Here is a 19177-nt window from a genome sequence, read left to right as displayed (position 1 = left end):
TAATACAGTGAGTTCTTTTCTTCTTCCGTGAATTCTAGGTTAATCATGTTTTTAATGAGTGCTTTGCTTCTAATTATGACTCTTAAACTATATTATTGTCCTTGAGTAAAAAATGCAAGTTGTAGCCGTGCAAAGTATAGCCAGATTAGCCTACTGCTCCACTAGCAGTAGGAGCCACATTAGGGAACGCACCCTACGGCGATGGCTACCACACCAATTATATACTAGACGGATTTTTTCCATACAATACCCCAAATACAGATTTTCTGGCTCTTCGTTACTTGTTATGGTTCGATAGGGTGGCATAAATCAACTAAATCCTTATCTGGCAAGAGATTTAATTGATTAGTTCGCTCTAGATCAAAAACAATTGACAAAAATCGCCAAACGTCTTTCTCTATAAGGGTTCCGTCCCTTATAACCCCCGTACATTGCATAACACAAACCGAAGAACCCTTTTCGTCGCCGTGCCTAGAATTTTCTTGTCTAGTACAGCATCGCTACCATAGCACGATCGATTTAACTTGACTAGGAATGGATAAAGGCAAATAATCAATTAATCGATCGAGATCAAGACTCAATGTCTGATAACTTGTTATTGGTGGGGTAGGAAATCACCTAAGTCACCCTGTCGAATTATTGATTGTCACTAAAAATGTTTAAGCGATCGCTTTTCTTGCCCCTGTTAATTTTATCCCTTAGTTGTACGCTGCTTTTTAGTGCTTGTCGTCAACAAACAGCTAATAATCCTCCGGCAACGACCAATAATAATTCAGAAACTTTAAAACTTTTGTATTGGCAAGCACCGACGATTTTAAATCCCCATCTCTCCACGGGATTCAAAGACTCAGAAGCGAGTCGCATTACCTTAGAACCTTTGGCTAGTTTCGATGAAAAAGGGGAATTAGTTCCTTTTTTAGCGGCAGAAATTCCTACTATTGAAAATGGGGGAGTTGCCCGGGATGGTAAATCGGTGACATGGAAGCTAAAAAAAGATATTAAATGGTCGGATGGTACTCCTTTTACTGCCAAAGATGTCATCGCTACCTATAATTTTATTACCAATCCGAAAACTGGTTCCACTAGCGCCGGCAATTATGAAATAGTTAAAAGTGTAGAAGCGATCAATCCCCATACAGTTAAAATAACTTTTAAGCAAGTTAATCCCGCGTGGTCATTAGTTTTTGTGGGGACAGAAGGGATGATTTTACCAGCACATCTCTATGAAAAGTATAGCAATGAAACGGCACGCCAGGCCCCCGCTAATTTATTACCGGTGGGAACTGGCCCCTATAAAGTGGTAGAATTTAAGCCTGGAGATACGGCAGTTTATGAACCAAATTCTTTCTTTCGAGAAGCGGATAAATTGGGTTTTCAAAGAATAGAATTAAAAGGAGGAGGTGATGCAACTTCGGCAGCACGAGCGGTTTTACAGACACAGGAGGCAGATTATGCCTATAATTTGCAAGTAGAGGCTAAGGTTTTAGGTGATTTAGAAAAAGCGGGTCGGGGTCAGTTAATATCTAGTTTCGGTTCTTTGATTGAAAGAGTTTTATTTAATCTGAGTGATCCTAATCAAGCTACTCCTGAAGGTGAGAGGTCTAGTATTAAGTTTCCCCATCCTTTTTTGAGTGATGTGAAAGTAAGAGAAGCTTTATCTTTAGCCGTTGATAGAGATACTATTGCCACGCAGCTTTATGGTATTACTGGGAAAACAACTCCTAATTTTATCGTGATGCCATCGGAATATAATTCGCCCAATACTCGCTATGAATTTAATCTAGAAAAGGCTAATAAATTACTAGATGATGCGGGATGGAAAGATAGTAATAGTGATGGCACTAGGGATAAAAATGGGGTAGAAATGAAATTAGTTTTTCAAACCACTGTCAATCCTCTCCGTCAGAAAACCCAAGAAATTATCAAACAAAGTTTACAAGCGATCGGGATAGGAGTAGAATTAAAAACTATTGATGCCAGTATTTTCTTTTCTAGCGATCCTGCTAACGATGACACGGTAGAAAAGTTTTATGCTGACCTACAAATGTACACTACAGGTAATAATAGTCCCGATCCAAAAGCCTATTTTAAAACCTTTACCTGTAGCGAAATTCCCCAAAAAGCTGATGGTTGGGCTGGGGATAATTATGCTCGTTATTGTAATCCTGAATACGATAAATTATGGCAAGCTTTTAGTCAAGAATTAAACCCAGAAAAACGGCGAGAAATAGCGATTAAAATGAATGATATGTTAATCAATGATTTTGTGATTATTCCCCTAGTTCATCGTGCCGATGTGGTGGCAATTAGCAATAGTTTGTCAGGGTTTGAATTAACTCCCTGGGATAGAAATACTTGGAAGATCAAAGACTGGAAGCGTAGTAAATAAATGCTCAAATACTTTCTGAAAAGATTATTATTTTCGATTCCCACTCTTTTAGCTATTAGTATGGTGGTTTTTGGCATTTTGGCCCTAGCGCCGGGGGATCCGATGGGGGAATTTGCAGCTAATCCCGCTATCACCGAAGCGGTGCGAGAAAATATTCGCAAAAGTCTCGGATTAGATCAACCGCTTCCCGTGCGTTATGTCAAGTGGTTGTTAGCATTTCTTCAAGGAGATATGGGCTATTCTTTCACCAGTCGCAGCCCAGTTTTTACCCTCATTTGGCAGCGTTTACCCACAACTCTCTGGATTGTCGGTATTGCCTATATGTTCGGGGTTTTAATTGCTTTTCCTTTAGGCGTAATTTCAGCAGTCAAGCGCTATTCTTGGTTAGACAAAATCATCTCTACTTTTTCGCTACTTGGCTTTTCTTTACCCACCTTTGTGACGGGATTATTATTAATTATTATCTTTAGTGTGCAGTTAAACTGGCTACCATCTTTTTATAACAGTACCCTAGAAATCAGTGATTTTAATAGTTTGATCGAGCAGGTTAAACAGTCAATTATGCCCGTAACTGTATTAAGCTTATATCAAGGGGCGATGTTGATGCGTTTTGTGCGTTCTTCCGTAACTGAAGAAATTCACCAAGAGTACGTTAAAACTGCCTTAGCCAAGGGACTAACTAATTTTTCTGTCCTCACTAAGCACATAGTTCGCAATGCTTTAATCCCCGTTGTCACCCTGATTGCTCTTGATATTCCCTCAATTTTTACCGGTGCTTTAGTCACAGAACAAGTGTTTCGTGTGCCGGGTATCGGTGCTTTATTAATTGATTCTATTTCCCGCAGTGATACCCCCGTAGTGATGGCGATTACCTTTATCTATGGGATTTTAATTGTTATCTTTAACTTAATTGCCGATTTAACCTATAGTTGGCTCGATCCGCGAGTCAGATATTAACTATGAACATCATGCGATCCTTACACACGGGGATTTTAGTCACTGATCTAGAAAAAGCTGTTAACTTTTACGAAAATGTTCTAGGATTGACTAGAATCGATCGCCCTTTTCAATACGATGGGGTTTGGTATCAAGTGGGAGATTATCAAATTCATTTAATTGTCGATAGCAATTACCAAAACTACCGTCCCAATCCCCAAAAATGGGGACGCAATCCTCATATTGCCTTCGCTATTGATGACGTGACAGCCATGGGTAACTATCTAGAAAGTCAAGGTTATACAATTCAAATGAGTGCCTCGGGTAGAAAGGCATTATTTGTCAGTGATCCCGATGGTAATATCCTAGAAATGAGCCAAATTTAGCCTGAAAAATTCCCCGATATGTTAGACCAATTACAGACTCAACTCTATCACCTTGAACAATACGCCGATCGCTTAGTGACTTCCCAACTAACTCACCTTAGTTTTGTCAGTATTGCCGTGATTTTTCTAGCCGGTTTACTCACCAGTCTTACCCCCTGTATGCTGTCGATGTTGCCGATTACCGTCGCTTATATCGGGGGTTACGAAAATCAAGGTCGTTTAGCGGCTTTTTGCCAGTCCACATGGTTTTCCCTGGGATTAGCCACCACCTTAGCGGGATTGGGACTAATTGCCGCTACTTTAGGGAAAGTCTATGGACAGGTGGGGATCGGTTTACCAATTATCGTCAGTGCGATCGCTATTTTGATGGGGTTAAACCTCTTGGAATTATTACCCCTGCGCTTCCCCTCCCTTGGTGCTACCGATTGGATTACCGGGGATTTTCCTCCGATTTTGCGGTCCTATCTTCTCGGTTTAACATTTGGTTTAATCGCCTCTCCTTGTAGTACACCAGTCCTAGCAAGTTTATTGGCATGGGTGGCAAATACGGGGGATTTAAGCTTAGGAGGGGGATTATTGTTATCCTACACCGGCGGCTATGTTTTACCCCTAATTATCGTCGGTTCTTTTACTGCCTCGCTGAAAAGCTTTCTTTCCCTGCGTCAATGGTCCGGGTGGATTAATCCTGTCAGTGGGGTTTTATTAATCGGTTTTGGAGTTTTTTCTTTATTATCCCGTCTGCTGTGATGGTGGAGAGTTACAATGGGTAATTAGCTAAAATTGTAAAACTTTTAACTATAGAACCTCTTGCATAATTAATTTTTGATGGTTTAAAAACTGCTCATTTTTGTAAATCTGCTGAGTTGGGATTTTTAAAGGTAAACTATCTTCTAAAATTGATCATTACTTCCGATCTTATCACTCAATCCAAGCTTTTGGGGGGTTCTACCCCCCAAACCCCCCGTTGGGGGCGTGGCGCCGCCCCCAAACCCCCCGCGCATTAGCTTTTCGGTGGAATGCTTACAGACAGCCGCTGATATATCTGTGATAATTTAAGAATCACTGATAATTGCTGGTTGTCGGTGTTTCTGTAAATGTGAGATGCAGCCTAATCGATTACTGTTCATTCTTAATTCTCCTGACTACTGGCTGCTGACTCCTAACCCTAACAAAAATTTTTGATCTTTACAAGAGGTCCTATGACTATATCGGAAACTTCCTCAAATTTAAAGAATAGACCGCCTCAATGGGGACGGAAATTTATCCAGACTATTGCCGATCTGCGATTGGCAATTATCCTCTTACTTTTAATCGCTATTTTTAGCATTTCTGGGACGGTAATCGAACAGGGTCAATCTCTATCTTTCTACCAAGTTAATTATCCTGAGAAACCCGCTTTATTTGGCTTTCTGACTTGGAAAGTTTTATTACTATTGGGATTAAATCATGTTTATAGCACTTGGTGGTATCTATCATTATTAATTCTCTTCGGTTCCAGTTTAACCGCTTGCACCTTCCGACGACAATTACCCTCTTTAAAGGCGGCAAGAAACTGGCAATTTTATCAACAATCTCGCCAATTTCAAAAACTAGCTTTAAGTGCTGAATTAGAAACTGGTTCCCTAGAATCCCTCACCCCTCTATTAGAAAAAAAAGGCTACAAAGTTTTTCTAGAAAATAACAGTCTTTATGCTCGTAAAGGTCTGATCGGTAAAATCGGTCCGATTATCGTTCATGCAGCCATGTTAATTATTTTAGCAGGAGCGATCTGGGGAGCGTTAACGGGGTTTTTCGCTCAAGAAATGGTAGCTAGTGGCGATAGTTTTCAGGTTAAAAATATTATTGAAGCTGGACCCTTATCTAAAAATTCTCTCCCTAAAGATTGGGGGATTAAAGTTAATCGTTTTTGGATTGATTATAGTCCTAAAGGTGACGTAGAACAATTTTATTCTGATTTGTCGGTGATTGATAATCAAGGAGAGGAGATCGATCGCAAAACTATTCAAGTTAACCAACCTTTGCACCATAAAGGGGTGACTTTTTATCAAACCAGTTGGGGAATTGCTGGGGTAAAAGTACAGGTGAATAATAGTCCGATTCTACAGCTACCGATGGCTAGTTTAGACACCAAAGGTAATGGACAAATCTGGGGAACTTGGATTCCGACTAAAACCGATCTTAGTGAGGGAGTTTCTCTTTTAACCAGAGATTTACAAGGTACGGTAATCGTCTATGATGCTAAGGGAGATTTAACCTCTGCGGTACGAGAAGGAATGACGATTCCTATCAATGGAGTTAATCTAAAAATAGTCGAATTAGTGGGCAGTACAGGGTTACAAATTAAGGCAGATCCGGGAGTACCTATCGTCTATTTAGGTTTTGCTTTATTGATGATGGGAGTGGTAATGAGTTACTTTTCCCATTCGCAAATTTGGGCTTTACAATCGGGCGATCGCTTTTATATTGGTGGTAAAACTAATCGCGCTCAAGTCAGTTTTGAACGGGAAATAATTGATACTATCGAAATGTTAAAGTTAAAGTAGAATTGACGTTAATTTGGTGTCGTTTCCCGATGAAAAGTTCTGTTTATCTATCTTTTGCCTTTTGCCTACCCTAACCAAGAACTTAATTTTGTTCAATCACTTATATGCCAGAATTGCCAGAAGTAGAAACGGTGCGTCGCGGATTAAATCAAGTTACCCAAGGCAAAAAAATTATCGGTGGGGAAGTATTATTACAGCGTACCCTAGCCTATCCTAATTGTGAGGCAACTTTTCTGCAAGGAATTACTCAGACCACGATTACCAATTGGCAGCGCCGAGGCAAATATCTCCTCGCCAATTTAGATAATGGTAGCAGTATCGGGGTTCATCTGCGTATGACCGGACAATTGCTCTGGGTAAAAGATACCACTCCCCTGCCGATTCATACGCGCTTACGCTTCTTTTTTGCCAATCAGCAAGAATTGCGCTTCGTCGATACCCGCACTTTCGGGAAAATTTGGTGGATTGCCGCCGATAAAACCCCAGAAAGCGTGATTACTGGTCTCAAAAAACTGGGACTGGAACCCTTTGATCGCAATTTTACCCCCGATTACCTCTATAGTCACTGTCAAAAAAGTCGTCGTCCGATTAAAACTTTTCTCCTCGATCAAAATGTGGTGGCAGGAATTGGCAATATCTACGCGGATGAAGTTCTTTTTAAAAGTGGCATCCATCCCCAAACTGCCGCTAATCTTTTGAAAATTGAGCAAATAGACTTATTGACAAAAAACATTATTTCTGTATTGGAAACGGCGATCGCTGAAGGCGGCACCAGTTTTAGCGATTTTCTCCACGTTACGGGAGTTAATGGCAATTATGGCTCGATGGCCTGGGTTTATGGACGTACTGGCGAAAATTGTCGCCTTTGCGGTGCAACTATTGCCAGAATTAAATTAAGTGGACGATCCTCTCATTTTTGTCCCCAGTGTCAAGTCTCAAGGGAATTATGAATTATGAATTATGAATTATGAATTGGGGAGAAGGGAGAGGAGAGAAAAAAGCTGCTCACTGATTAGGGGCTGTGGCTTCAATTTTGTTATTTTCCTCGGCTAGGGTCTGAATCTCCTGTCTATAGGCAAAAGGAGCGCGACTGAGAGCCTCTTGAAAGAGGGGTTGAGCCTCTTGATTTTTGCCCTGTTCTTTCAGTACGATCGCTGTCGCCAAAATCGGACGGAAATCGTTAACATCCATCTGTTGAGCTTGTTTATAGGCGTTTAAAGCTTCCGGATAATTTTGCTGCTCGAAATAGATTTTGCCTAAAAGTAACTGAACGGAAACGATATCGATGGAACTAGCGGGATTATTGGGATCGGCAGCCGCTTTGAAAGCGCGATCAATCGTCTCTTTAACCAGACTAATCGCCTCGATCGAGCGGTTTTGGCTGAGAAATAAATTAGTTAATCCGGTCAAGGCCCGTAGATCTTGGGGATGGGAGGCTAAAAGGGAGCGATAACTGCCGGTGGCTCCTGCATAGTCCTCTATTTGCTGTTTCGCTTCCGCCAAAAGTAGTAGATAATCGGATTGTTGGGGGTTAAGTTGCGCTAATTTTTCTAAAGGTTCGATCGCTTGCTTTAAATCACCCTGCTGTAAGCGAGTATCTAATAATCCCCGTAAAGCCGTCTGATTATCGGGTTCGCGCTCTAAAACCATCTGATAACCCAGTGCTTGACTGGCTAATTCCTCTTGTTTGACTGCGGACAGATGACTCTGGCCCGAGGAGTGCTGACTTTTGAGAATAGAAGTCAATAGCGGCATGGTCGAGAAAGACAGCAAAGCAAATAACATGAGGACGAGACCGATGGACAGCCAACGACGGTTAGAGAGAGAGGCTTTCATACGCTGGGGTGGGAGAGGACAGACAGGAAAATGTTATGGAAATCTGGAGATTTGATGAAGGGATCGATCGAATTCGCCGCTCTTTATTGAGTACAATGGGCAAACGGTCAAGACTCAAAAGGGTTTTGACCAGGTTGACAGTCAAAAGATCATGGTTCTTAATATATAGATGCCAGTAGAGTCGCCCTAGAGGGTTATTGTAACCTCCCAGATCGCGCTTTTGACTTGCTTGATTACTAATTTACTATGTGTCTCCGCCGCTAGGAGTGTGATATGAATCGTCCTGGGAATCGGTTTACCGAATCACCGAAAACCCCCCCGACCCCTGAAGTGGAAATTCAGGAAGTCCCCCTTGAATCCCCCCATACTGAGGCTGATTTAGCCGTAGAGTCAGCCACCCCCGAAGAAGTCAAACGTCAACAACCGATCCCCCCTCCCAGTCATCTGCGGCAGTACCGGGCGATCGGTCTCGTCTATGGCCATTATCAGCGATCGGAGGAACAATTAACTAAAGGCAATATTTTAACTGCCGATGGTACTCTGATCGATTCTGTGATTCTCGGTCGGGTGATCAGTTTGGTTAAAAATCATCTCGATCTGGAAAAACCCCATCTTTGGGTGGTTTATCCGCGCACCCGTCAGGAAAATGATGCCCTTCATGTTCAGATTGTTGGTGTTTGGGAACCAGAAACCCTGAAAAAGGAGGATGATCCAGAGATAGAACCGCTCCTCGCTTCTACCCCTGGTTATTTTTCGATTCGAGGTGAAGTCATCTTTACCGAACGGGAAAATCAAGCGGTAGTGGTCAAAATCCGACAAATGCCCAAAACTGAAGCGGACAAACCCAAGTTTTTTAAACTAAAATTGCGCGGCACTTTACCTGGTAAACCGGTCAGTCGTTTTTGGGATTTTCAGGTACAGCTTAAAGGAGATGCCTTAACTATTTTGGAAGGTTTAGACCTCGGTTTTGCCAGCAAGAAAAAACCGATGGGTAAGGGAGGTTTTAAAAAGCCTTTTGATAAAAATCGTCGTCCCCCGGTCGATCGATATTCTCAACTGGAAGGGGAAGGAGAAAAACGACCTTTTACCCCCGGACAATCTCCCCTTCCTAGGCCTTCCCGACCGAAACCCGTATCGGAAACCTAATTTTTTTCTAAGGATGGGTTCTGCACCCATCCCTAGTCTAGAATTTGGTTTCAGAAGTTGCTTGATACTTAGTATTGGGAATATAAGCGCGAATTCTATAACTATAATCTGTTCCTAAAATCTCGGTGATAAAAACCGCTAACTGAGTGCCTAAAATCGCTTCATCGGCAGCACTAAAAGATTTATAATCTTCTATTAACCATTCTTGACCACCATTAACTAAAGTACATCTAAATGTACCGAGAGATTCGGCGATTTCTGTATGTTCTCTATAGTTTCTCGTTCTTACTTCCCCCCCACTATCGGCCCTCAAACACAATTGATTAAGTTCTGCATAAAATTTGGCGGGAATTTTGTCTAAATCACCCCCTTTAGTCACCCAACGCATAAAAAGATGGAAAGACCAAGGCAGATTAAGGTAAACTAGATAAGACAAAACCAGAATGCTTGTTAAATATAAGGAGGAAGTCAGGAATTTATTATATTTCCTTTTTCGGGATCGATTTAGACGTTTGGCTAGATCTACCTTTGATTTTTTCATAAATTTTAATGGGACAAAAGTAATTCGTAAAAAGTAAGATGTATAAAAAAATCCTGCGTTTTGCTCCGATTATCCTCTCTTTAAGTTTATTTATTCTAGCGGTCTGGGCAATTAGTCAAGAATTTAAACACGACACTTTCGCCCAACTGTTGGACAGTTTAAATCATATTACCACAAGTCATAAGCTAGAAGCTATTTTTTGCATGGCTTTGGGTTATTTGTCGATGACGGGTTATGATCGCCTAGGTTTTTATTATATTAATCATCCCTTAGCTTTAGGCACTATTATCCGTACTGCTTTTATCAGTTATGCTCTTGGTAATACCATTGGTTTAACCTTATTTTCTGGAACTGCGATCCGTTATCGTTTCTATACTCCTGCGGGGGTGGGGGTGGTGGATATTGCCAAAGTTATCACTTTTACCCATTTAAGCTTTTGGTTAGGAATGTTAGGCATTGGTGGTGTAAGTTTTCTCCTCGATCCCCAACGGATTCCTCAACTTTTAAAATTACCTTTCTTAACTACTAAACCTTTAGGAATAATTTTCTTATTGCTGGTTACTGGCTATTTTTTCTTGGCTCTCACCTATAAAAAACCCATAAAAGTCGGCAAAGAAAATATATATCTACCCTCTTGGAATCTTTCCCTGGCTTTGATTTTGGTGACTTTTATTGATTGGATATTAGCCGCTAGAGTTCTATATCTTCTTCTCCCGGACAACTACAATACTTCGTTTTTAGGATTTTTCGGTCTCTATGTATTTGCCATGACCGCAGGGGTATTAAGCAATGTGCCGGGGGGGATAGGTGTTTTTGAGTTTATCATGCTGAGATTACGGACCGAATATGTATCTAATGGCGAGCTTTTAGGTTCTTTAATCGCCTATCGAGCTATTTATTATTTCCTGCCTTTAATTGTCGCTTTTGTCTGGTTATTGGGTTACGAAGCTCGCAGAAAATAGGGCCCGCCAATTAGCTTAAACGGACAAAAAAGTCCCCATGCCGTCATAGCTGGGGAGCATCAATCTAGTAGGCTAAAGTTTCTAAAGTTTCCCGTAGATAGGAACAAATGCGAGCATCAGCATCGTCTCTATTTTTACCTGATTCTAGTTGTTCTTGCTGCCAACGCCGAAAACCCGAACTAGCGGCGATGGCTTGTTTTAAATGCTCCCAAGTGTGATGCTCTTTGTGAAATGGGGTGTCAGAAAATGTGGTAGAGTTGCCCATCTTTACCTCTGGTGGTAGGGTTGTACCTTTTAACATAACTTAAAAATCGCTGAAAATTCTGATAACTGGGACACAATTAGGCAGAAAAAGGTGTTGCCTAGCGGGAAATCTGCGGGGATGCCAACACCTTTTTTGAGGGAATCTAGCGGATTTTTAGGAGATTTTGCTGGTTTCTGCCGCTTCTTCCGTCACCACTGCCACGTTTAAAGCTGCGGGGGGAATGGGGATAGAAAATACCGCCGGCAGGTTAGCGGTGGCATCTTCGGGAGGCTGCCCAGAGTGAAAACGACGGTAGGTTAAAACACCAGCTACGGTGATTGCTCCCGTAGCACCGGCAACCCCTAAAATAAGTTTGTTAGCATCCACAGGGAGGGTGTGATTGCTGCCAAAAATGCTTTTACCTTTAGCGAAAGCACAAGCGGAGGCACTGCCGGCATCAAGAGTACCTAAAACAATGCTACTGACGAGGGTAGCACTAATGGCCATGGAGGTGAAAAAAGTTTTCTTCATAATTGCCTTGGGGATAGGTTGTCAATAGCGATTATCCTTGCATTATAGATATCTAAATCAGAATTGTCTATTTTATTTCTGTTGGTGACATTGAAATAACTTTGTTTAAGGATAATGAATTATCAATATCGTGTCGGGGGTAGTCTTGCCTATAACCATCCTACCTATATCGAGAGAAATGCCGATCAAGAACTGTTAACAGCGTTAAAAAATGGTCAATTTTGCTACATTTTTAACTGTCGTCAGATGGGCAAATCCAGTTTAAGGGTACGAGTAACCCATATTTTACAGCAATTGGGCATGGATTGCGCGTCCGTAGATATAACCAGTATTGGTAGCAATGATAATTTATCCCAATGGTATAACGGCGTGATCACCCGTTTGTTTTTAGGATTTAATCTGACGGGAAAAATTAATCTTAAATCCTGGTTGCGCGAGCGAGAGGATTTACCCCCCGTGCAGCGTTTGGGACAATTTATTGAGGAAGTTTTATTAGTTTATTGTCGGGGAGAGAAAATATATATTTTTATTGACGAGATTGATAAAATTCTCAGTTTACAGTTTTCTCTAGATGACTTTTTTTCCCTGATTCGTTATTGTTATAACCAAAGGGCAGAAAATACCCAGTATGAAAGAATTACTTTTGCTTTATTCGGTGTGGCTACCCCAGCAGATTTAATTCGCGAAAAGACCCAAACATCTTTTAATATCGGCCAGGCGATCGAATTAACGGGATTTAATCTGGCAGAAATTGCTCCTTTAGCCGCAGGATTATCCAGTCAAAGTAATTATCAACCCGACTGCTTAGAAAAAGTTATTTTTTGGACGGGAGGACAGCCATTTTTAACCCAGAAAATCTGTCAGCTATTGCGGGAAACTAATTTAGATATTGAGACGCTGATCAAAGAGAGAATTATTAATAATTGGGAATCTCAAGATGAGCCAGTTCATTTGCGAACTATTGCCGATCGCTTGTTAAGAAATCAAGACAAAGCCGGTCGTTTGTTAGGTATCTATCAACAAATTTTAGAAAAGGGATCAATCCTGTGCGATGATAGTCCAGAACAAGGGGAATTAAGGTTATCGGGGTTAGTGGTAAAAAAGGATAATAAATTAGTAGTTTATAATCCTATTTATCGAGAAATATTTAATCTCAATTGGGTAGAAAAACAATTAGAGCAATTGCGTCCCTACTCAGAAGCAATCGCCGCTTGGCAACAGTCTAATTATACCGATGAATCGCGGCTTTTACGCGGAAAAGCTTTAAATAATGCCCTCGATTGGTCTCAGGGTAAAAGCTTAAGTAATCTTGATTATCAGTTTTTAACTGCTAGTCAAAATCTCGATAAAAGAGAGGCAGAAATTAGCCTAGAAACTCAGAAGCAAGCTAATAAAATTCTAGCAATCGCTCACCAAAAAGCTACGAAAAGAATTCAAATTGGCTCGGTAATTTTAATTGCTTCTCTCCTGGGTTCTTTCTTCGCTTTTATTCAGGTAAAACAAGCGTGGCAGCAAGTAGAAACCGCTCAATTAGGTATTCAATTACAGCGCAAGGGTGATAGTGATTGGCAGCAATTTCAATTTGAACAACTAGAATCTTTAATTGCGGCCATGCAAGCAGTAAATAGTTTAAAAAATATCGTTACTGATGGGCAACCCTTGAGTAAATATCCTGCTACCAGTCCAATTATTACCCTACAACAAATTTTAGATCGCATTCAAGAAAAAAACCAACTGCAAGGACACCGGGGAACTATTTATAGTGTTAGTATTAGTCCTGATCGTCAAAAAATTGCCACTGCTTCTCAAGATGGTACGGTAAAAATTTGGAATCAAAAAGGTGAGAATATTCAAACTTTGACAGGTCATCAGGGAGCAGTTTATAGTGTTAGTTTTAGTCCCGATGGTCAAAAAATCGCCACTGCTTCCGAAGATAAAACCGCCAAAATTTGGAACTTGCAAGGACAAAATTTAGTCACCTATCCTGACCATCAAGAATCAGTTTATAGTGTTAGTTTTAGTCCCGACGGTCAAAAAATTGTCACCACTTCCAGGGATAAAACCGCTAGATTATGGAATTTATCAGGTGAAACTTTACAGGTATTTAAGGGACATAAAAGATCGATAGATGCAGCTAGTTTTAGTCCCGACGGTCAAAAAATTGCCACCGCTTCCCGGGATGGTACGATTAAAATCTGGGATTTATCAGGTAAAATTATCTTGAGTTTAGGTCAAGAAAATATTGAGGCTTTTTATAGTGTTAATTTTAGTCCCGACGGTCAAAAAATTGCCGGAGCAGCGGCCGATAAAACTGCTAAAATCTGGGATTTACAGGGAAATTTAATAGCTACTTTCCGGGGACATCAAGATTTTGTCAACAGTGTTAATTTTAGTCCTGATGGCCAGTTTATAATTACTGCATCTAGTGACGGTAGTGCTAAAATTTGGGGAATGCAAGGGGAAGAAATAACTACTCTTAGAGGACATCAAGAATCAGTTTTTACTGCTGTATTTAGTCAAGATGGAAAAGAGGTGGTAACTGGATCGAGTGATGAAACGGCTAAAATTTGGCAGCTGAACAATTTAAATCAAGCTAGGACCGATAATACCAGTGTTAGCATTAATTCCCAGGGCAATATTATCGCTATTGCTAACAAAGATGGTCAAATTACTTTACTCAATTCCCAGGGAAAAAAAATTAGAGAATTTGCCACAAAAATGCGCTCAATCTATAGTATAGCTTTTCATCCTGATGATAATCAGATAGCGATTACAGGAAGAAATGGAAAAGTACAAATCTGGAGCAAAAAAGGAACAATGCTTCAAGAATTTACTGCTAGTCAAGTACCGATTTATAGTCTTGCTTTTAATGGAGAGGGAACAGCAATAATCACGGGAACAAGCGAGGGAAAAGTTCAATACTGGCATTTAAGCAATCATCGGACTAAATTAATTAATTCCTGGACAGCCGATGATAATATTATCTATGATTTGGTGTTTTCTCCCGATCATCAAAAAATTGCTACTGCTGCTCGAGGAAAGATTAAAATTTGGGATTTACAGGGCAATCTTTTAAAGGAGATTAAAACTGATTCTTTTCCCGTTTATGGAGTTAGTTTTAGTCCCGATGGTGAAAAAATCGCCGCTATTTCAAGGGATGGTACAGCTAGACGCTGGGACATTGACGGAAATTTGCGCTCCGAGTTTAAAATAGAAGAAGATATCGTCTATGGGATCACTTTTAGTCCTGATGGTCAAGAGATTGTGATTATTGCTAGGGATGGTCAAAAGCATCGCTGGCCCTTAGAAACAGAATATAATTATTTACAAAAATTGCTCGATCGAGGTTGTTTTTGGCTAGAAGATTATCTCAGGACTCGTCCCGAAAAACGAGAAGCACTATCCCTGTGTAATGGGAAAATAAAACCATCGAATTAAATTAATTTTTCAAGTCATATTGTCAACTTGGTTTGACTGGGTGGGGGCAAAGGTTAAATTAATTAGTTAATTTTTTGAGTAATTATTGCCTAAACCACCCGCTAAATAATCTTAACTTTTAATCCGATGGGGGGGGATTTTCTTCCCTTTTTGAGCGAGTTTCTGGGGGAGTATCTTCTCTGATGGTTTCTTCTGGAGGCAAATTTTCCTCGGTAACTTCAATAATCACCGTTTCGCTAACAGCAATAGTTTCGACTTCAACATTAGCCACAGGTTCAGTCGGGGGAATTTCTGGGGGAATTTCTGGGGTATTTTCGGAAGGGTTGATCTCTTCTGTGACAAAATCAAAATCATCGAAATCATCGAAAGTTTCTTCATCATCAATAATTTCTGCGGGGTTTTCCCCAATTTCTGTCACTGATTCTGTAGTAGTTTCCCCGATAGCTGCGGCTTTTTCGGCAACGGGGGCAACCGTTTCTTGAGCTTTTTCCTCAATTTCTGTCACTGATTCTGTAATAGTTTCCCCGATAGCCGCGGCTTTTTCTATAACGGGGTCTACCGTTTCTTTAACCGTTTCTTTAACTTTTGCTGCTACTTTCTCAGGTTTAGCTTTAGTTTTAGGGGATTGGGAGGGAGTAACTTTGCCGAGACGATTGCCTAACCAACCGACAATAGTAAATAATTTAACCGGTTTGTCGGGATAAAAAAGTGCTTGTCTGAGTTTGAGAGTTTGCCAAGCAAAAGCGATAAATAATATGGCCGCAGCAGCTTGTCCGAGGAGGATAGTGCCTGTAATCCTTCCCGCGCACAACCAGAGGACAAGGGCATAGAATAATCCTACCGCACTCCAGAGAAAATCATCTTGACGGTGGCGATCGGGGGCGATAAAAGCGGTGGTGAGGAGGTACAGACTACTCAATCCCACAACGACCGCTAGGATATAGGGCAACATTTGCGATTCTCCTTTGACATTTCCTTTTTTATTGTGCGTTATTTGGGGTCGATCGAGTCTATTTTTTGATTAATTTTCAAAATTATCGAGTCAGATCGTCTTCACCTGTGTTTATGAATAGCCAGCCTCAATATTAGGAAATTCTGGGTTTATCCTCTAAACAAGCTTTCGGATCAAATGATTAAGTTTTGGTCTTTAACAAGCAAAGGAAAATTAGCAACCCTTGATCAACCCACAGAAAAACTGTTATCTTTAGTAATTAGTGCCGATGGGAAATATTTAATTAGTGGTAGTGCTGACAAAACTGTAAAAATCTGGCAAAATGGGTAATAGTAACACCTCAAAAAACTTATGCCGACAATATTTTATTGGGGAGAAGATGAATTTGCTATTAAACAAGCGGTGAAAAATCTGCAAGCAAAACTTCTCGATCCCAATTGGATACAGTTCAATTATGATCAAATCAATGGCGATCGTAATGAGGCAATTATCGAGGCCCTTAATCAAGCGATGACTCCAGTTTTCGGCCTGGGAAATCGTTTAGTTTGGTTAGCCGATACGGTGATTTGTCAACAATGTTCCGAGGATGTTTTCAAGGAATTACAGCGCACTTTGCCCAATTTACCCGAAAATTCCTATCTGTTATTAACCAGTGCCAAAAAACCAGACTCCCGCTTAAAATCGAGCAAGTTTATCCAAAATCAGGCAGAGGTTCGAGAATTTGAACTAATTCCCCCTTGGAAAGTCGAGGAAATTGCCCAAAGAGTTAGGGAAATTGCCAAAGAAGTGGGAGTAAAATTAACTCCTGATGCGATCGAACTCTTAGCTGAATCAGTGGGAAATAACAGCCGCTTGCTGTGGATGGAGTTAGAAAAACTGCGTTTATTTAAAAATAATTCGGCGGGAACTATTGACAAAAAGGACATTTTAAGCTTAGTCAATGCCAGCAATCAAAGCAGCCTACAGTTAGCCAGTGCGATTTTAAAACGGGAGACAGGCAAGGCCCTAGAATTAGTTAATGAATTATTAAATCGCAACGAGAACCCCTTGGCTATCACCGCCACCCTAGGGGGTCAATTTCGCACTTGGGCAATAGTGAAATTAAAAATTGAAGAAGGAGAAAAAGACGAGAAAAATATCGCCGCCGCCGCCGAAATTGCCAATCCCAAGCGACTATATTTCATTCGCAAAGAGATACAATCCTTTTCTTCTAAACAACTTCTGGCCACCTTGCCCATACTTCTCGAATTAGAATATCGTCTCAAGCGGGGTGCAGAACCTTTGGCAACGTTGCAAACCAAAATTATCGAACTTTGTTGTTTATTGGTAACTTAATACTCTTCCTTAGCTTTCAGAAATCCTCTAGAATAAGATTCTATAGACTTCAGACTTCTAAATAACCACAATGACCGATGATGCCATCCCTAGTCTAAATTTAGCGATCTCTAGTTTAGCCACGAGTAATAACTTCGCCCGTTGGGTGACGAAAGCACCCCTACCGGGGGGATATGTGCATCATGACTGTGAATGGACCGGGAGTCTAACCTCGGAATGGATGGCATGGCAGGAAATGTTCTGTCTGCAAAAAATGCCTCCCTTGCCGATGTTAGAGCAATTAGAGGGAAATTCTCCACCTAAACTGATTCTTGCGGGAGAAGGCGGCAGTTATGGCGGTCAATTGATGCAGAAACTAGGTATTAGTCTCTGGCAATGGTTATTTCAAGCATCAATTAGTCAAAGTTTTGCCCAAAGTCAGGGAATCGCCCTCGGCAAAAATCAGCCCCTGCGAATTCGCTTGGAATGTCGCAATCCCTATTTAATTCTGCTGCCCTGGGAAATTATGCAGCAAGCGGGTAAACAGGCCATATCTCTGCATCCGAATATACTCTTTAGCCGCACCACCAGCGATGTGGACCCACTGCCACCGATAAAACCAAGTAATAGTCTCAATATTCTCTTAGTTATCGGCGAAAAACAGATTAAACCCGCCGCTAGTTCCCTCAACCTCACCGCCATTAATACGGGTGGAGAAACTAATCCCGACCAGGCACTGGAATCCGAGGCCGCCAATCTCATCCAGGCCATCTCCCCCAGTGGTTCCCTCCAGAATTCGGGAGTGAAAGTCAAAGTCGATACCCTAATTCGACCGGGGGCGAAAGAACTAACCCGGGCCTTGGATACGGGTAAATATCAAGCTTTTTTCTACGCTGGTCACGGAATGGCCGCCCCCAATGGCGGTTCCCTATTTCTGCGGCCGGGGGAACAGCTAAACGGGACGGAGTTAGCCCAAGCTTTGGTGAGAAATCAAGTTATTTTAACGGTTTTTAATGCCTGTTGGGGTGCTTATCCCGCTAAATCAGGTCAGGAGATGATCCCCCGCAGCAGTCTGGCGGAAGTCTTGATTCACCATGGCGTTCCCGCAGTTTTGGCCATGCGAGATGCGATCGCAGATCGCGAGGCCTTGAGTTTTATCGAAGTTTTTACCCGCAGCCTCCTCGGTTTCAAAGACAAAGAAGCACAGATATCTAAGTTGCTTCCAAGTCCGCGAGTCCCTATCGATCAGGCCGTTCGCATCGCCAGGCAGCAGTTATTAACCCTCTACAAGTACAATCAGCCTGCTTGGACTTTGCCGATTCTCTATATGCACCCGGAATTCGACGGGCAATTGCTGCAAACCTTTGATGAGACTCAATCACCGACGGTTATGCCCAATGTCTCCGGAACCATGCCCGCCGCTTTCTTATACTATCTCGATCATCCCGAAAGAAAATGGTCAATCCGTGGTGGTGGCATGAATATAGGAAGGGACATGGAAAATGATCTACAGGTCCCTGAAAAATGGGTTAGTAAAAACCATTGTCGGATCATTTGCCGTAAAAAACCCGATGATTCAGACTATCAATACTTTCTCGAAGATTTCTCCCGTTTTGGTACTTTTATCTACCAAGATGGCCACTGGAAGCAGGTACATAACCAAGAAGTTCCCCTAGAGTCCGGTTTACAGATTCGCTTCGGCAGTTACCAAGGCCAAATCCTCGCATTTGTGGTGGAATAATTAGGGTTGGCTGAAAAAGTTTGTCGTCGGGTGTGGGAAGTGGGAATTATGAATTATGAATTATGAATTATGAATTATGGCTCTACCGAACCTGTCATGTAAAACTATCAACAACTCATGCTTGTAAAGTTTATATACTAAGGCTTTGAGTTTTTGTCAGATTGATATTTATCAACTTTAGAGCATTGCTGTGCAGAGAGGGAGCTTGAGGAATTTTC

At 41.4% G+C, this 19177-nt stretch carries 17 protein-coding genes; 12 read left to right on the top strand and 5 right to left on the bottom strand.

All coding sequences use genetic code 11. The annotated features are described in order from the left end of the window. Positions 1-655 precede the first annotated feature (655 nt). From ACE1AQ_RS20585 to ACE1AQ_RS20560, 6 genes are all read left to right on the top strand, one after another. Entirely contained in the window at positions 656-2389 is a 1734-nt protein-coding gene (locus ACE1AQ_RS20585; protein ID WP_110545755.1) for a peptide ABC transporter substrate-binding protein, read from the top strand. Beyond that, on the top strand, positions 2390-3346 hold the full coding sequence (locus ACE1AQ_RS20580) for an ABC transporter permease (protein WP_110545758.1): 957 nt from the start codon (positions 2390-2392) through the stop codon (positions 3344-3346). A gap of 2 nt (positions 3347-3348) precedes the next feature. Then, positions 3349-3711 (top strand): VOC family protein, encoded by a 363-nt coding sequence (locus tag ACE1AQ_RS20575; protein WP_110545761.1) that lies wholly within the window; start codon positions 3349-3351, stop codon positions 3709-3711. Between the two features lie 18 nt (positions 3712-3729). After that, the gene (locus tag ACE1AQ_RS20570; RefSeq protein ID WP_110545764.1) at positions 3730-4458 is read left to right on the top strand and encodes a cytochrome c biogenesis protein CcdA; all 729 of its coding nucleotides are present in this window, start codon (positions 3730-3732) and stop codon (positions 4456-4458) included. Positions 4459-4910: 452 nt separating this feature from the next. After that, positions 4911-6254, top strand: coding sequence for a cytochrome c biogenesis protein (locus ACE1AQ_RS20565; RefSeq protein ID WP_110545766.1), 1344 nt, complete (start codon positions 4911-4913; stop codon positions 6252-6254). 104 nt (positions 6255-6358) lie between these two features. Beyond that, positions 6359-7204 carry a DNA-formamidopyrimidine glycosylase gene (locus ACE1AQ_RS20560; RefSeq protein WP_008205885.1) on the top strand — a complete coding sequence of 282 codons (846 nt, stop codon included), beginning with the start codon at positions 6359-6361 and terminating at the stop codon, positions 7202-7204. Positions 7205-7259: 55 nt separating this feature from the next. On the opposite strand, the gene ACE1AQ_RS20555 is transcribed toward ACE1AQ_RS20560, so the two are convergent. Next, positions 7260-8090 (bottom strand): lipopolysaccharide assembly protein LapB, encoded by an 831-nt coding sequence (locus ACE1AQ_RS20555; RefSeq protein ID WP_008205883.1) that lies wholly within the window; start codon positions 8088-8090, stop codon positions 7260-7262. Positions 8091-8363: 273 nt separating this feature from the next. On the opposite strand from ACE1AQ_RS20555, the gene ACE1AQ_RS20550 reads away from it, so the two are divergent. Beyond that, positions 8364-9236, top strand: a complete 873-nt coding sequence (locus ACE1AQ_RS20550; protein ID WP_008205881.1) for a hypothetical protein — start codon at positions 8364-8366, stop codon at positions 9234-9236. 37 nt (positions 9237-9273) lie between these two features. Here the strand turns inward: ACE1AQ_RS20550 and ACE1AQ_RS20545 are convergent, their stop codons facing one another. Beyond that, positions 9274-9777 (bottom strand): hypothetical protein, encoded by a 504-nt coding sequence (locus ACE1AQ_RS20545; protein WP_008205878.1) that lies wholly within the window; start codon positions 9775-9777, stop codon positions 9274-9276. A gap of 38 nt (positions 9778-9815) precedes the next feature. Between ACE1AQ_RS20545 and ACE1AQ_RS20540 the strand changes: the two genes are divergently transcribed. Then, entirely contained in the window at positions 9816-10739 is a 924-nt protein-coding gene (locus tag ACE1AQ_RS20540; RefSeq protein ID WP_110545768.1) for a lysylphosphatidylglycerol synthase domain-containing protein, read from the top strand. 64 nt (positions 10740-10803) lie between these two features. Here ACE1AQ_RS20540 and ACE1AQ_RS20535 read toward each other — a convergent pair whose 3' ends face one another. Together ACE1AQ_RS20535 and ACE1AQ_RS20530 are read right to left on the bottom strand one after the other, a co-directional pair. Further along, positions 10804-11040: a hypothetical protein gene (locus ACE1AQ_RS20535; protein WP_081504694.1), complete on the bottom strand. Its 237-nt coding sequence runs from the start codon at positions 11038-11040 to the stop codon at positions 10804-10806. Between the two features lie 117 nt (positions 11041-11157). Beyond that, on the bottom strand, positions 11158-11514 hold the full coding sequence (locus ACE1AQ_RS20530) for a hypothetical protein (protein ID WP_008205870.1): 357 nt from the start codon (positions 11512-11514) through the stop codon (positions 11158-11160). Positions 11515-11628: 114 nt separating this feature from the next. Here ACE1AQ_RS20530 and ACE1AQ_RS20525 point away from each other — a divergent pair, with 114 nt between their 5' ends. Beyond that, the gene (locus ACE1AQ_RS20525; RefSeq protein WP_110545770.1) at positions 11629-14952 is read left to right on the top strand and encodes an AAA-like domain-containing protein; all 3324 of its coding nucleotides are present in this window, start codon (positions 11629-11631) and stop codon (positions 14950-14952) included. Between the two features lie 118 nt (positions 14953-15070). On the opposite strand, the gene ACE1AQ_RS20520 is transcribed toward ACE1AQ_RS20525, so the two are convergent. Further along, positions 15071-15904, bottom strand: a complete 834-nt coding sequence (locus ACE1AQ_RS20520) for a Ycf66 family protein (protein WP_110545773.1) — start codon at positions 15902-15904, stop codon at positions 15071-15073. 177 nt (positions 15905-16081) lie between these two features. On the opposite strand from ACE1AQ_RS20520, the gene ACE1AQ_RS20515 reads away from it, so the two are divergent. From ACE1AQ_RS20515 to ACE1AQ_RS20505, 3 genes are all read left to right on the top strand, one after another. Next, positions 16082-16234: a WD40 repeat domain-containing protein gene (locus tag ACE1AQ_RS20515; protein WP_008205864.1), complete on the top strand. Its 153-nt coding sequence runs from the start codon at positions 16082-16084 to the stop codon at positions 16232-16234. Between the two features lie 21 nt (positions 16235-16255). After that, complete coding sequence (holA, locus tag ACE1AQ_RS20510; RefSeq protein WP_110545776.1) at positions 16256-17239, top strand: DNA polymerase III subunit delta; 984 nt, start codon at positions 16256-16258, stop codon at positions 17237-17239. Positions 17240-17309: 70 nt separating this feature from the next. Further along, positions 17310-18959 (top strand): CHAT domain-containing protein, encoded by a 1650-nt coding sequence (locus tag ACE1AQ_RS20505; RefSeq protein ID WP_008205860.1) that lies wholly within the window; start codon positions 17310-17312, stop codon positions 18957-18959. Positions 18960-19177 lie beyond the last annotated feature (218 nt).

Origin of the sequence: Microcystis sp. BLCC-F209 (assembly GCF_041928595.1) — a bacterium.
Taxonomy (GTDB): Bacteria; Cyanobacteriota; Cyanobacteriia; order Cyanobacteriales; family Microcystaceae; genus Microcystis.
Note: the sequence above shows the minus strand (reverse complement) of the source record. Positions and strands in the feature narration are given on the sequence as shown.